We start from the raw sequence: 15197 nt of genomic DNA on the forward strand, positions 1-15197 counted from the left end.
CCTAAGTCATCCTAGACCTTAAATTTTCATTCGTCGCTCATCTTGCATTTGTTTCAAACGACTGTCTATTCTTGCCGACATTGCTTGATTATCTTTTGCCAATCGCTGAGCATGCAACATTGATTTAATTGCATTTTCCTCACTACCTGACCAATATTCTGCTTCAGCCCGATAGCGTAGAACGTTAACCGCTCTTAAAGGTCCATTCTTATCCAAATTCGCAGCTTGCTGTAAAAATTGCCAACCTTGTATATCTCTTGGATTCTTATTAATAAATCTTTGAACCAAAGTTTGAACTTGCGCAAACTTACCTTGGCGTAGCAGCACCTCAGCCAACTTATAACTAAAAGCTTTATTTTCAGGTATCGTCATCTGCATAGAAGCAATTGTAGTATAAGCTTGATCCAACTTGTTTTGGCCAAGATAAATATCTGTCTGCAACAATGTGACAAGAGGCTTTCCACTAGATTTCGCTTGATCTAGAGTAGACTGCGCTTGTACATAATCACCTTGTCTTGTGTAAAATGCTGCTAAAGCAATCAAACCAGCAATATTTTTTTGGGACGCTAAACTTTGTAGTTGGTGTTCAGTTGCCTGATTTGCAACCACCATGGTGTACCATTTTAGAATCTCAAAATCTGCATCATATATACGATTTTTAACTCTAGGCAGCTGGTTTGCACGGAGCCTAGCTTCACTCATACGCTCAGTCGTCAATGGATGAGTCAACCAGAAATCCGGTAAAAAACTTACTCGACTTGTAGCTCTATGCATTGTTTCAAAGTAATCAGCCATACTTTGAGGGTTATAACCTGCCGCATACATATATTGCATACCAATACGGTCTGCTTCACGCTCTTGATTTCGACTATATGTTAATTGCTTATCCATGAGTGCAGCTTGGGTTCCAAGCATCACTGCTGCACCCGCATCGCCACCACCCTGCGCAGCTATAGCCACCCCTGCTAAAAGTCCTGCTAGACTTAGCAATGTTTGACCTTTAAAGGCTTCTTCAGAGCGACTAAAATGCCTTTGCGATACATGCGCAATTTCATGCGCCATAACACCAGCAATTTCATCAATATTTCGTGCTGAGGCAATAAGCCCTGTATTGAGCGCAAATAAGCCACCTGGAACAGCGAAAGCATTAATTTGTGGGTCTTTAATCACGACTAGACCAATCGGCTGTCCAAGCTGAGTTTCACTTAAAATACTCGAAAATACCTGAAAAAATTGATCTTCTAGCCAGACATCTTGAATAACGGGCATTTGTTTGTGAACTTCACGAAAAACTTTTTCACCAATAAATTTTTCTTTTTGTTGATCAAGCAAACCTATCCCACTTCCAATATTTGGAATTTCTACTTGATTTGCAGAAGGCTGAGGGTCGAAAGGCTGCGCGTACGAAGCATTTGTTATAAAAGCCGTACTTAAAATAATTGGCAAAAATCTCAAAAGTTTTTCTCTAGTAAAATTAAACCATCAAAAAAGTCTACTGATATAAAACATAAAAAATTATGTTCAATCAATAGACTTTTAATATATCACTCGAGATCGCTTAGTTTTGCAATGAAGTGTTATTAATCATTTATGCAAAGTTTGGGTTTACCAAATATCTAGGAGTTTTATCCTCTAAAGCTTCAACTAGATTTTTATAAGCAAGATTTGCCATTTTTTTACGAGTCTCTGCAGTCGCAGATCCTACGTGAGGCAAAGTAACAATATTTGGCAGTTTAAAAAGCTCTGAATCTTGTAAAGGTTCTTTTTCGTATACATCCAAACCAGCCCCAAAGATTTCTCCGCTTTGTAAGGCCTCAATCAATGCTTGCTCGTCAACCACTGAACCACGTGCAATATTAATAAAAATAGCGTGCTTTTGCATAAGCTCAAATTGAGCTTTCCCCATCAAAGCTTTTGATTCATTATTTAAGTCAACTGCGGTTACTACAAAATCAGACTGTTGCAATAACTCATCTAAACCAAGATATTGTGCTTTTAAAGGCTCTGCCAATTCAGGTTTTTCACGGCGATTATGGTAAACAATATTCATGTTAAATCCATAAAAACCACGTCGTGCAATTGCAGCACCAATATTACCAAGCCCAATAATTCCTAATGTCTTTCCAAAAACATCTAAACCAAACTGCTGAGACCCAACAGTTCTTTTCCATTCACCTTGTTTCGTCCAATGATCAAGAAAAGGAACTTTTCTAGCAGCGCTTAGTAATAATGTAAAAGCAAGATCAGCCGTTGTTTCAGTTAAAACATGAGGTGTATTTGATAACCAGATTTTTCTTTGGTTTAGATAAGCCACATCATAATTGTCATAGCCAACTGTTACAGATGAAATAATTTTGAGTTTTTGAGCAGGCGCAAGATTACTTTCATTAAGAAGTCGACCAGCACCAATCATCCCATCAGCATCTACAACTTGTTGGCGAATTTGCTCATTAATATCACCCAGTTTTGGATTAAGAACCACAACATGATAATCCTGTTGTAATCGAGACAAAATTTCTTCATCAATTTGGCTAAAAACTACAACTTTTTTCATGTAAATCCCTACTACTCGTTGTTATCTTGCATTAATTGCCATAACCTTTTTTTAAGGAGTGGTTTCTCCAACATCTCTTTTAAACTCGCCAAATGAATAATATTGGCATGTTGAATATAAGAACATTCCCCAAGGCACAAGATTTTCTTGTCTGCTGCGACAGCATCTAAAAATCCTTGAATATATGAACCTGCACCACGTTGATCTTGATAGTTAGCTAAAGGGAACGGCCATTTTAGTTCAGCATATTGCCCTATTTTTGCTTTTTGAATGTTATTCCAAAGCTGCTTTTCTTCTTCACTTAAATTGGTAACATCTAAAAAAATAACGCATTTTTCAAGCGCAAAAGCCTGTAACTCAAATGAAGCAATCGTAACCACTGGAGCTTGTACTTCAGTACGAGGCGACACAACAGGCGGAACTTCTACTGGAAGTGGTACCGCAATTTCAGGTTCAACTTTTGGAACTTCGTTGACTTGTGGTTTTGTCGGTTGCTCAACAACTGGATTGCTCTTAGAAGGCAATATAATTGGTTCACCTTCTGGCGCAGCTTGATCTCGCCAGAGACTTTGAGCATTATTTTTTTGGCACACCTGTGTCTTAGGAATCCATACATCAATTCCTAAAGTTGCCAATATATTTCTTTGCTGCCCAATCATCTGTAAATCAATACCTCTACTCTATCTACATTCTAACGGGCTTCAGTTTTTTTTTCAGTGTTTTATTTCATTCAGATGTTTTTATAATCGTATATGTCTTTTAAATAATCATCACACTATTTCTCTTTTGCATTTGATCCACAATTTCTTCTGTCTCGAAGCCAAAACGCCAATAAAGCAATTCAAGCACATCCAGTTCATCTTGCGTAATAATACGGTCGCTCCACAAACACATTTCTGCAATAGCTAGAATACTTAGACGGTCACGTAATAATAAACCAGCAATATCATTTAAAATTTCAGCCAGATCTAATGGCTCATCTGAAATTTCATCATAGATATACATTTCATCGGGATTGAGCAGCGAACGCAAAATACGCTCACGTACTTCTAATTGATTTGGGCTATTAATTTGCTGAACATGAAGTAAAGCATCAATCAAACGAACAATTTGAGGTTTCACTTCTTCAAATGCAGTCGGTAGATGTAACGGCATCAAATTCAATTCATGTTTAACTCGCTCCAATAGTAGTGCATCTAACAACCCAATCTCACCATCTTCTTGGATAATGAGGGCCAACTTAGTAAGAAATTGCCGCGCAATACTTGCGGGTATATGTCCAATATTTTTACAAGCATCATGAAATATCTGAATATGAATACGCCCATCCAAATTCAATAATGCATCGATAATGGCATGACTCACAGGTGCATCTTTTGGAATAAACTCGCGATATTGGCGAATCATCAAAATAGCAACCATAACTTCACGTGAACCAGTCGCAGTTTGTAGTGCTCGCTGAATTAATTCAGGACGCTTTTTATTTCGACGTACATCACTACTCAGGGGTTTAATGGCATCATTTAATGCAAAACTAATTGGTGATAACCTTAATAAAGGTAGAGGCTGTGGAGATGACCACGGAATATAAATTTCTTTCTCAGATTCTTCCAAGAAATGAAATAAGCTAAACAACGGACGGTTGCGAAGCTTCTTTAAATTTTCTAATTGTAAATCTTGTAGCAAAGTGGGATTTAACTCATAAATACGTTCACGAATACTCGGGTGAATATTCATCCAGCTTTGCGGGCTCAGTGAGTTAGCAAAACACATATGTGCGATTGATTCAGAATAAGCACTATGGATTTGCGAACCAGAATGGTGAACATAAATACGCAACAAGGTTTGTGTATTTGCATTATTTTTTAATAGTCGTACTGTTTTTTGGTCATTACGAAATGTGCGCCCACTCAAAGTCAAATATTTAATAAAACGAGTAATCAGTACACCTAGGCTTCCAGCCAACCAAATGACTCCACCCACCGCAACAAAAACTGTTTCAAATTTATGTTTATAGCCGGGGCTATAGCGTTTAAAACCTTGCTTGGCTAATTTACTGCCCCACTGACTAAAAGTTGTTAAGCCGCTATATAAAATCTTTAATTTTGTATTCTCAACAGCCTCACCAGATAAAATCTGATTAAACTCATGGCCCAATAAACCATATAATTCAAGCTTATCCAGATTCTGTAAAGCACCCCATGTCAGAATAATTACGATATCTTTGGGATGAAAACCTGCCGTAAGTGCATTTACACCAACTTCATCAGGTAGTACATATACGGTTGGAACTTTGAGTGAAAAATTTTGAGCTAAGTGTTCTGTAATTTTTAATGCCGCGAGTTCTTCTGGAGTACTTTCCTCTTTCACCAAACGACGTGCTTTAAGTTGTTTTGCTAAAGAGTGCCCACCTTTACGCAGGATATAAAGTTCGGTAACTACCGACCAAACCATAATAAAAAGTAATAATGCAACGAAGTAAGGACTTAAGGTATGCCACCAAATTGGCTGGCTATAATCAAAAAAATGAACGAGTAAACCTAAAATTAAATTTAAGATAAAAATAGTAAGCAGCACAGCAACCAAACACATAGTGATGGACCATGCCATATTTTTATTTTCGATGAGATAGTGGCTTACTTCTTTCAATGTAAATATTCCCAATTACATTGTTAGGTTTCATCATAAAAGAAAAAAGCGGGAAATACCCGCTTTTTTCGGCTATTTCTATTCTTCTTTGATGCCTGTTAAATCTACAGAAGCAGCATCGACATTAACGTCAATATAACCATCTTTTTTCTTCTTAGCAGAGTCATTACGCTTCTGCTCCAAATTATTTAGATAGTTACCATCAATATCACCTGTTACGTAGATTCCATCAAATACTGAGCAATCGAACTCAGTTAAGTCAGGCACTTTGCTGGTACGTACAGCATTTTTCAAGTCTTCCAATTCTTGGAAAATCAAACGATCAGCACCAATAATTTCTTGGATTTCTTCCACGCTACGTTCTGAAGCAATAAGCTCAGCTTTAGCAGGCATATCAATACCGTAAACGTTTGGATACATTACTTTTGGTGCTGCTGAAGCAAAGTATACTTTTTTTGCACCAGAATCACGTGCCATCTGAATAATCTCATTACACGTTGTACCACGTACAATAGAGTCATCCACCAATAGAACGTTCTTACCTTTGAATTCTAACTCAACAGGGTTTAATTTCTGACGTACAGATTTTTTACGTTGCTGTTGACCCGGCATAATAAAGGTACGGCCGATATAACGGTTTTTCATAAAACCTTCACGGAACTTCACACCTAGAATATTTGCAAGTTCTAAAGCTGAAGTACGACTCGTATCTGGAATTGGAATCACCACATCAATATCGTGGTCCTCGCCCCAGTCACGTAAAATTTTATGAGCAAGCTTTTCACCCATTTTTAAACGCGCTTTATAAACCGAGATTCCATCAATAATCGCATCAGGACGAGCAAAATAAACGTATTCAAAAATACATGGGCGGTATTTAGGATTAGCAGCACATTGTTTAGAGAACAACTCGCCATTTGCATTGATGAAAATTGCTTCACCCGGTTCAATATCACGCTCAATTTTGAAACCAAGAGCAGTAATAGCCACCGATTCAGAAGCAATGATGTATTCCATCTCACCTTGTTCAGTCACACGTGAACCATAAATAAGTGGGCGAATACCATTCGGATCACGGAAACCAACCAAACCATGACCAGTAATCATCGCTACTACACCATATGCACCTTGGCAACGCTCATGCACACGAGAAACCGTGTGAAAAATATCGTCAGGGGTAGGATTTAAAGTGCCTTTTTTCTGTAATTCATGTGCGAATACGTTTAAAAGAACTTCTGAGTCAGAATCTGTATTCATATGACGTAAATCTGTTTTAAACAGATCATCATGAATTTCTTCAGCATTGGTCAAGTTACCATTATGTGCAAGCGTAATACCGTAAGGTGAGTTTACATAAAATGGTTGTGCTTCAGCACTGCTCGCAGAACCAGCAGTTGGGTAACGTACATGGCCAATACCATAATTACCAAGTAATGCTCTCATATGACGAGTATGAAAGACATCACGCACCATACCGTTATCCTTACGAAGGAAAAGACGGCCTTCATGGCAGGTTACTATTCCAGCTGCATCTTGCCCACGATGTTGCAACATCGTTAAAGCATCAAACAACATTTGGTTCACTGGCGATTTACCGGCTATACCAACAACTCCACACATAGCAACCTCGCAGACAAGCTAGGAATTAATAAAAAGGATTCTTTGTTGAATGGTCGGATCGGTTTTCTAAATCTTCCGATTCGTCCATTGGTTTTGAAGTAGTGCCTGATGCACTACCTCCAGATGTTATTTGATGAAATGCCTCACTTGCAGCATCTTTAGACAACTCGGTAGCTAAAGGCGCATAAGGCAATAAAAACTGTATAAATTTGGACTGTTTCCAGTGCGGTGAACTTTCAACCCAAGGTCCTACACCCTGCATTGTAATTAGTACAACCAACAAGCCCTTTAAAGAACCAAAAGCACCACCTGCTAAACGATTTAATGGCCCCAATTTCAGACTTTTCAAGAGGCCATTTAAAAATGCAGAGACGATCCATGTTAAAACAATGATCAAAAGCGCTATAAATGCAAAAGCTGCAATTTTTTGAACAACTGGATCATGACTTAAACCCGACATAGACGGAGCAAGAAGGACAGCATATTTTGCACCCATAATTAATGCAATGACCCATCCTACCAAGTTCGCAAAGGCTTTAATAAATCCTTGTCGCAAACCGTTTAGCCCCCCAATGAGCAAAAGTATCAGAATAATGATATCAATTGTGTTCATATTCACTTAAGACATAGCTGCAACACATTGTTTCACTAAAATAGGACCTGTATAAATTAGCCCACTATAGATCTGTACTAATGTTGCTCCAGCTTGCTGTTTGACTGCTGCTTGTTCACCAGACAAAATTCCACCCACGCCAATTAACGGGATTTGTCCTTTTAATGTTTGGGCAAACAAACGTAAGCATTCTGTACTTTTTTCAAAAACAGGTGCGCCTGATAAACCGCCCGACTCATTACCATAAGGAAGATTTTCTACACCTTCTCTTGATAAGGTCGTATTAGTAACGATCAAGCCATCAATTTTAAACTGCACTAACTGCGCTGCAATAAATTCAACATCTTCCGCTGTTAAATCAGGTGCAACTTTCAGAACCAAAGGAACATAGTGATTATTTTGTTCAGCTAGCTCAAGTTGTCTTTCTTTTAAGGTTTGCAATAGTTCAGTTAATGCATCGCCACTTTGTAAACTTCTTAAGTTCTTAGTATTTGGAGATGAAATATTAACGGTAATATAAGAAGCGTAGTTATACACTTTCTCAAGGCAAATCAGGTAGTCATCAACAGCTTTTTCTACAGGAGTATCAGCATTCTTACCAATATTAATGCCTAAAATTCCTTTAAACTTTGAAGCTTTGACATTTTCAATCAGCTTATCAACACCATCATTATTAAACCCCATACGGTTAATAATGGCTTGAGCTTCAGGAATACGGAATAAGCGCGGCTGCGGATTACCCAATTGAGGACGAGGTGTAATGGTTCCAATTTCAATAAAACCGAACCCTAACCCAGCTAAAGCATCAATGTGTGCACCATTTTTATCAAGACCAGCTGCCAAACCTACTGGATTTGGGAATTCAATTCCCATACAAGTCGTCGGTTTCGCCTCTACGCTCTGACGGAGTAGGCCAAACTTATGTGCTTTATCAAGCATAGATAATGTTAATTCATGGGCACGCTCTGGTGCTAAACTAAACAACATCGGGCGAGCAAGTGAATATAACATACCAATCACAATCTACTGATTTTAGGTAGGCATATTATAGGCACAGGGAGCACAAAACACCATGCTTAAGACCAGCATATTTTAATATGTTATTGAACCGTCGCTGTTAATTTAATCTGACCTTCACTTGAAATCATTTCCATTTTTTCAATACTTAAGCCCATTTGCGCCAGTTGGGTTAAAAAGTTCGCTAAAATTGCGTAATTCTGATGAGTAACAATAATTTGTAACTGCTCACCATTTTGTTGAGAAGTAACCGTTAAACCTTGCTGTTGAGCTACACGTTGTATTTTCTCTGCTTGCCCTAACTCAAGTTCACTCGCAGGTTTCATAGTAACTGCATTACTTTGCATCCACACCATCAAATCTTTTAAATCATTTAAACGCTGTTGCTGTTGTTCTGCTAAGGAATGCATTTTCCAAAGTGAAGCTCCAATAATAGCTACTACAACAAAAATTGTAGTAAAGACCACCATAATACGTTCACGCACAGTTAAACGGTCTAAATATTGATTAACTTGTTCGATCCACTGATCAAAGCGGTTTTGCACTTGAGCTAACATTTTCATTATTGTATTTTCACCACCCCAATTGCCCCACCACCATCGGCTTGAACATTACCTAACTCCGCCTTAAATCCTTGCTGATTAAGCTGCTGTGTTAAAGCTTGCAAATCATCTCCCGATTTTGCTTTTAAGGCCATGGTTAGTGTAGAAGCATCATAATTTAATTGCTGAGCTAAAATTTGTCTTTGCATCAAAATAGGTCCAACACGGCTCAATAAAGAAAGTGCTTGCGTATCACCTTGCTTGCTCATTTCTAAATGACTTTTAAAACTACTTCTTATATTTTGTTCAGTTACTCGACCAGATGGACCAAACCAATATTTATATTGTTCAATCGTCTGCTCAGCTGTTTGATTCGCTACATTTCTTAATTTTACCCAACGCAACAAATCATAGCTAAACTGAACCACAATTATTGCTAAAAGAATAACAGCACATGCTTTCCAGTAACCTGAGACAGTTTGCTCTTGTCCTTTGGCTTTCGGTAAAACATTAAAAGGATGCTGTTTAGGTTTATCTAAACCCTGAAATTGATAAAAAAACTCTGAACGTTGCTCAATACTAGAAGCTGCTTCTAAGCTTTCTAACTGTTCTGCCGTTAATCCACTATATTGATAGTTTGTTTCAACTGGCTGGAATTCCAAAAACAATCCCATATCATCTAGTGAATTACCCACCCATTTACTTTCGCGCGCCAGTAATTTTTGGTCAATATTACACAGGATAACTTGGTGCTCTTGCGGTTCTGGCAAAATCAAAAAGTCTGGCAACAAAGCAACCAGTTTGATTGGCAACAAATTCATCGCATGTTGCCATGTTTCCACAGTAGTTTTTGCAACGCCCAATATTGTTAATTGATCAGCATGAAAATGATGAACCACTTTCATGTGATCAATAGGCAAAGTTACAAACTCTTCAAGCAAATATTTAACACCATCTGCCCCAAGTTGCTTGTAATGAGACTTTGCTATTTGTTGTTGGAATACCTGAGCATGACGACTAGGAAAAAAGACAACAGCCTCTTTTCCTTGGTGCAATTGTAGGTCTTGTATTAATTGATCGAGGCTTTCAGCCTGCAACCAGTTTTCTCCGTTAGACCAATGCCATATTCCATTGGTTTCAGGCATCCATAAATACAGCATAATGGGCTAAATAACCTTTTTATTTATATTGTGGGTATAAAACTATTTTTTTGTGTTGATAAACCAGTTGCAATCACAGCCTGATCATAAATTCGAGCTTCCGCCAACGCAAATGGATTAAAGTTTTCATGGGTCAGCAGTTCAGCAATATGCCCTACTACATTCATATGACACACGACCACAATTGACTCATAAGGAATCTGAGACAACCACTCGACTGCCTCTTTGGCGTTATCATCTGGTTTAATTTTATCACACAACAACACAGGCACATCTTTAAAATAAGCTTGAATATGTGCCAATGTCTCTTGAGCACGTAACAAAGGACTAACTACAAAAATATCAGGCTTAACAATATCTTTTAAAAATGTTGCTGTCTGTTCTGCTTGAGCATGTCCACGAGCAGTCAGAGGGCGTTTAGTGTCGTTACCATTTACAGGTGGAGCGGCTTCCCCATGGCGAACCAATGTCAGTTGCATAAATTTTCCTTGTTAATAATTCTTGCATTATAACCACAATTTATGACATTTCTTCTTCAGACTTCGTGATGAGGTAAAACAAATTCAACATCACTACGGTGTCCGTTTTTCATAAGAGATAATGCAATATTTAAAGGAGGCGCCCCTTCAAAAATAACTTCATATAAAGCATTAGTAATAGGCATATAAACATCTAATTCTTCTGCTTTACCACGCACCTGAACAATTGTATTGATGCCTTCTGCTGTCTGCCCCAACTCTTTACTCGCCTGATCCAGCGTTTTACCCGAACCTAAAGCATAACCAATCTGATAATTACGGCTTAAAGGGCTATTACAAGTCGCGAATAAATCACCAACACCTGACAATCCCAAGAATGTAAGCGGGTTTGCACCTTGTTTTACTGCAAAACGACTCATCTCGGCCAAAGCACGCGTTAAAATCATACTTTTGGTGTTTTCACCAATCTTGTAAGCAGCACCAATTCCCATTGCAACCGCATAAATATTTTTAAGCGCTCCACCTAATTCCACACCGTGTACATCATCACTACCAAAAACACGGAATAAAGCACTATGTAAGGCATGTTGCACAGCATAACGAACTAATTCAGAGTCACTGGCAATAACAGTACCAGATGGCATGCCCGCCATAATTTCTTTTGCAAGGTTTGGACCTGATAGCACACCATAAGGAACTTCTGGTAATTCCTCACGAATGATATCGCTCATGAAGCTGAAAGTTTTAGCTTCAACACCTTTAGTTAAAGACACAACCGCCTGCGCAGTAATATAAGGCGCAATTTGTTTTAAGACATCACGGAATGAGTGACTTGGAATTGCGACTAAAATAATATCTCGATCACACACGGCTTGCTCAAGATCAGACACAGCGCGTAATGATGACTCTAAAATAAAATCTGGCAAATAACGTTTATTAATGTGAGTTTTATTAATTTCCTCAGCTGTTTCGGCATCACGAATCCAGATCATGGTATCGCAACCATTACGTGCAGCTAAATTTGCCATAGCCGTTCCAAAGCTTCCTCCCCCTAGAACGGTAATACGTAAAGCAGTTTTTTTATCAACCGCAACAGGTTCCACCAAATCTGTAAACTTAAATTCAGCCATCTTTTATTATCCTATTTCTTACTTTTACAGACGTTTAAGCCTGCCAAACTTTTACGAATTCTTTACTTTCAATATCTGCACGCGGTGCAATTACTTTAGTTGCTGTGCCGACGTAAATAATACCTGAAATTAAATCACGAGATTGCAGACCTAAATGCTGTTTTAACCAATTTGATTCGACAACTGCACCACTACGCCACATGGTCGAAAAACCTTGAGCTTGCAGAGATAATAAAAGATTTTGTACTGCAGCACCCGTACTTAAGATTTGTTCGAAATGCGGTACTTTCGGATGATCTTGTAGTTGTGTAAGCGCCAAAATGAGTAATGGTGCGCGAAAAGGATGTTGTTTAACACGTTCGAGTTGAGCGGAATCAGTTTCACCTAAATCTGCTAGAGCTTTTGCTAAAACTTCACCAAAAGCACCACGTTGTTCGCCTGAAACAACCACAAAACGCGTTGGCTTAAGTCTATGGTGATCTGGAGCAGTCAAAGCTGCTTGGAAAGCTAACTCTAATTGCTCTGTACTTGGAGCTGGCTCAACTAATTGGCCAATAGACTGACGCTGATGAATATTTTGGTGAATTATTTGTATTGCTGATTCCGTCATTAATATTGATCTAACTCAAAAATTCAAAATAGATTAGCATAATCTACCGTTAATCCACCATTGAATCTAGCTTATAAAATTAGCGAACTCTCACTTTGACATTTTTTAATACAAAACATCAAAACTCATACAACGTCTTCAAAATCAACTAGAAAACTTATGTTCAAATAGCTATGTCTTTTAGCGATTAACTTTAGGTGCATTATGAAAAAAATAATTTTAGCAAGCGCAATGAGCGGTGTTGTTTTATTACTTGGTGCTTGCGCAACTACTCCTAAAAATACTTTGGCAGTTCAAAAAGAAAATAATCAGTTTGAAGTTACAGGTATTGGCAAAACCAATTTAATTGCGAAAAATAATGCAATTACTGCAGCTCAAAAAACTTGCTCAAAAAACACTACACCAGTCGTTGTAGATGAAAAAACAACATATAACGGTGTATTAAAAGATGTTGTAAGTGAAAAAACCGGTCAAATGGTTGAAGCAGCAGCAGGGGTTATTGGTACATTAACTGGTAAAAATGCATCTTTAGCAAAAGATGATGACTACCAAACAACGCTTACTTTCTATTGTAAAATTAATTAATCAAAAAAAATCCCAATCAAATGATTGGGATTTTTTTATTAGCAATAACCATCTAATCTGGTCAGTGGTAATTTTTTACCAATTGCTTTTTCAATTTCGGGTAAATAAAAGGCATCATCTTCTGAAAGAAAACTAATACTTACACCTTGTGACCCAGCGCGACCTGTACGACCAATACGGTGTACATAGTCATCAGATTGTTCAGGCAATGTAAAGTTGATGACATGCGACACGCCATCAACATGAATACCACGACCAGCAACATCCGTCGCGATCATAATATTATGTTTACCTTGCTTAAATTGCTCTAACATTTTTAAACGTTTATCTTGAGCAATCTCACCAGAAAGCATACCGACTCTATATCCATCTTTCTTTAAATGATCATAAAGACGGCGGACTTGGTCACGTCGATTAGCAAAAATCATGACCTTATCGATTGGCTCTTCACGCAAGATATCTTGCAGTAAACGATATTTGTCTTGTTTAGCTACAACATAAACACGTTGCTCTACATCGTTATTGGTCTTTTGTTCAGGCTCAATTTCAACAGTTACAGGTTCAAATAACCATTGTCTTGCCAAATTAAGAACATCATAACTAAACGTCGCTGAGAACATGAGTGTCTGACGTTGTTCCTTGCGTGGTGAATAACGAACAATACGTTTTACCGAAGGAATAAAGCCCATGTCTAATAAACGGTCAGCTTCATCAATGACTAAAAATTCAATTTGATCGAGCCAGACTTCTTTTTGTTCTACAAAATCGATTAAACGCCCAGGTGTGGCTACCATGATATCGACAAAATTAGCATCAAGTTGCTTCTTCTGCTTATCGAAATCAACACCACCCAATAGGGTCACTAAATGTAAATTAGAGAATTTTGTGAGAAATTTCGCATCACTTTCAATTTGCAATGCCAACTCACGAGTAGGCGCCAAGATTAAAGCACGAGGCTCGCCACGGAAGCGTTGCTCTTGAATCGGATTATTGAGTAAATCATTAATTACACTAATCAGAAAGGCAGCTGTCTTACCTGTTCCTGTTTGTGCTCGCCCAATTGCATCATGCCCGGCTAATGTATATTTTAAAACCTTTTGCTGAATTGGGGTCATTTGAGTAAACCCTAAAGCATCAATCGCCTTTTTAAGTTGCGGATGTAAATTCAAGGTTTCAAAACCAGATGTCATAAATACGCGCTCTAACAAACAATCTCTCGAATGAGAAGATCATTATAAACAAAAACGCCCCAATTCAAAAATTGGAGCGTCCATCATTCATCAAAAAGATGAATTAGTCTTAGTCTAAAGGCTGAACGTTTTCAGCTTGAAAACCTTTTTGACCTTGTACAACGCTAAACTCTACGCGTTGACCATCACGTAGAGAACGGTGACCGTCACCTACGATTGCACGGAAGTGAACGAATACATCGTCGCCGCCGTTACGTTGAATAAAACCAAAGCCTTTAGTGTCATTAAACCACTTTACTACGCCTTGTTCACGAGCTGTCATAAGTCAATCCTCAGATGTTGAAAAAAGGACCTTCCGGTGTTGCAAACAGCAGAGCAAACAAGGTTTTAAAATATTTATAATCTTAAAGCTTGTAATCATTCTGTAAAACTATCAACAATTTCCGGTTACATCCATTTGTTATAGGGTTATTAAATCAATTTGATTGTGTGGTAAATCCTAAAACGGTTCGAGCTTAACACGGGTTTATGACAATTAATAGAATTTTTTTCAAATATTTCCCCTATTTTTAGTTCTTTTTTTAAACAGCTTATTACAATATTTTTTATAGAAATTCCTGCATCTTCTTTCATAAAATATGCTGTATTTATTAAAAATTTGTTAGAATATTTTTTTCAGTTGTTTTGATGATGAATGAGCAATACTTCTTCTAATACAGCACCCATTGAAATTAATGCCCTTGGACAACCCTGCCCAATGCCATTGTTAATGCTAAAACGTGAACTTAAAAAAGCGTCAGGCAAACAACAATTTTTATTAAAATCTTCAGATCCTCATAGTGAAATTGATGTAACTCGTTACTGCGATTTACATCATTTTACGTGTCAAACTACACACATATCAGAAAGAGAATTTCACTATTTAATTGAAACTCAATAATTCTTTGCTAAACTAAAAGATTAGAAATTGCATAAAATTTTACATTTCTCTACCCAATTTTCCTTAATTATGAAGCTGATTCAAATTAAGATGAATTTATTGGTTATC

Annotated in this window: 16 protein-coding genes; 2 read left to right on the forward strand and 14 right to left on the reverse strand. The window is 37.7% G+C overall.

Features of this window, described 5'->3' with window-relative positions:
- Positions 1-18: 18 nt before the first annotated feature.
- The 12 genes from ACTJJG_RS02475 to ACTJJG_RS02530 form a co-directional block, all read right to left on the reverse strand.
- Positions 19-1446 carry a M48 family metalloprotease gene (locus ACTJJG_RS02475; RefSeq protein ID WP_079380935.1) on the reverse strand — a complete coding sequence of 476 codons (1428 nt, stop codon included), beginning with the start codon at positions 1444-1446 and terminating at the stop codon, positions 19-21.
- 142 nt (positions 1447-1588) lie between these two features.
- Positions 1589-2554, reverse strand: coding sequence for a 2-hydroxyacid dehydrogenase (locus ACTJJG_RS02480; RefSeq protein WP_233752482.1), 966 nt, complete (start codon positions 2552-2554; stop codon positions 1589-1591).
- 11 nt (positions 2555-2565) lie between these two features.
- Complete coding sequence (locus ACTJJG_RS02485; RefSeq protein WP_069119474.1) at positions 2566-3213, reverse strand: hypothetical protein; 648 nt, start codon at positions 3211-3213, stop codon at positions 2566-2568.
- A gap of 100 nt (positions 3214-3313) precedes the next feature.
- Positions 3314-5203 (reverse strand): M48 family metalloprotease, encoded by a 1890-nt coding sequence (locus ACTJJG_RS02490; protein WP_005068334.1) that lies wholly within the window; start codon positions 5201-5203, stop codon positions 3314-3316.
- Between the two features lie 78 nt (positions 5204-5281).
- The gene (gene purF / locus ACTJJG_RS02495; protein ID WP_005068333.1) at positions 5282-6823 is read right to left on the reverse strand and encodes an amidophosphoribosyltransferase; all 1542 of its coding nucleotides are present in this window, start codon (positions 6821-6823) and stop codon (positions 5282-5284) included.
- A gap of 25 nt (positions 6824-6848) precedes the next feature.
- Positions 6849-7436, reverse strand: coding sequence for a CvpA family protein (locus tag ACTJJG_RS02500; protein WP_032062840.1), 588 nt, complete (start codon positions 7434-7436; stop codon positions 6849-6851).
- Positions 7437-7442: 6 nt separating this feature from the next.
- Positions 7443-8447 carry a quinone-dependent dihydroorotate dehydrogenase gene (locus tag ACTJJG_RS02505; protein WP_005073508.1) on the reverse strand — a complete coding sequence of 335 codons (1005 nt, stop codon included), beginning with the start codon at positions 8445-8447 and terminating at the stop codon, positions 7443-7445.
- 89 nt (positions 8448-8536) lie between these two features.
- The gene (gspM, locus tag ACTJJG_RS02510) at positions 8537-9016 is read right to left on the reverse strand and encodes a type II secretion system protein GspM (RefSeq protein ID WP_032062839.1); all 480 of its coding nucleotides are present in this window, start codon (positions 9014-9016) and stop codon (positions 8537-8539) included.
- Positions 9016-10155 (reverse strand): type II secretion system protein GspL, encoded by a 1140-nt coding sequence (gene gspL, locus ACTJJG_RS02515; protein ID WP_032062838.1) that lies wholly within the window; start codon positions 10153-10155, stop codon positions 9016-9018. Before gspL ends, gspM begins: the two co-directional genes overlap by 1 nt.
- A gap of 23 nt (positions 10156-10178) precedes the next feature.
- On the reverse strand, positions 10179-10634 hold the full coding sequence (locus ACTJJG_RS02520) for a SixA phosphatase family protein (protein WP_005068324.1): 456 nt from the start codon (positions 10632-10634) through the stop codon (positions 10179-10181).
- A gap of 56 nt (positions 10635-10690) precedes the next feature.
- Positions 10691-11764, reverse strand: a complete 1074-nt coding sequence (locus tag ACTJJG_RS02525) for an NAD(P)H-dependent glycerol-3-phosphate dehydrogenase (protein ID WP_002115297.1) — start codon at positions 11762-11764, stop codon at positions 10691-10693.
- Positions 11765-11798: 34 nt separating this feature from the next.
- Positions 11799-12374 carry a nitroreductase family protein gene (locus ACTJJG_RS02530; RefSeq protein WP_032062835.1) on the reverse strand — a complete coding sequence of 192 codons (576 nt, stop codon included), beginning with the start codon at positions 12372-12374 and terminating at the stop codon, positions 11799-11801.
- Between the two features lie 204 nt (positions 12375-12578).
- On the opposite strand from ACTJJG_RS02530, the gene ACTJJG_RS02535 reads away from it, so the two are divergent.
- The gene (locus tag ACTJJG_RS02535; protein WP_005073503.1) at positions 12579-12959 is read left to right on the forward strand and encodes a hypothetical protein; all 381 of its coding nucleotides are present in this window, start codon (positions 12579-12581) and stop codon (positions 12957-12959) included.
- A gap of 38 nt (positions 12960-12997) precedes the next feature.
- On the opposite strand, the gene rhlB is transcribed toward ACTJJG_RS02535, so the two are convergent.
- Both rhlB and ACTJJG_RS02545 read right to left on the reverse strand, forming a co-directional pair.
- Positions 12998-14149: an ATP-dependent RNA helicase RhlB gene (gene rhlB, locus ACTJJG_RS02540; protein WP_002115257.1), complete on the reverse strand. Its 1152-nt coding sequence runs from the start codon at positions 14147-14149 to the stop codon at positions 12998-13000.
- A gap of 109 nt (positions 14150-14258) precedes the next feature.
- Positions 14259-14471, reverse strand: a complete 213-nt coding sequence (locus tag ACTJJG_RS02545; RefSeq protein WP_000126912.1) for a cold-shock protein — start codon at positions 14469-14471, stop codon at positions 14259-14261.
- A 372-nt stretch (positions 14472-14843) separates the two neighbouring features.
- Here ACTJJG_RS02545 and ACTJJG_RS02550 point away from each other — a divergent pair, with 372 nt between their 5' ends.
- Positions 14844-15089 carry a sulfurtransferase TusA family protein gene (locus ACTJJG_RS02550; RefSeq protein ID WP_069119470.1) on the forward strand — a complete coding sequence of 82 codons (246 nt, stop codon included), beginning with the start codon at positions 14844-14846 and terminating at the stop codon, positions 15087-15089.
- The last annotated feature ends 108 nt before the right edge of the window (positions 15090-15197 follow it).

The sequence above is a fragment of the Acinetobacter sp. 22512 genome (genome assembly GCF_052044755.1).
GTDB lineage: Bacteria > Pseudomonadota > Gammaproteobacteria > Pseudomonadales > Moraxellaceae > Acinetobacter > Acinetobacter pittii.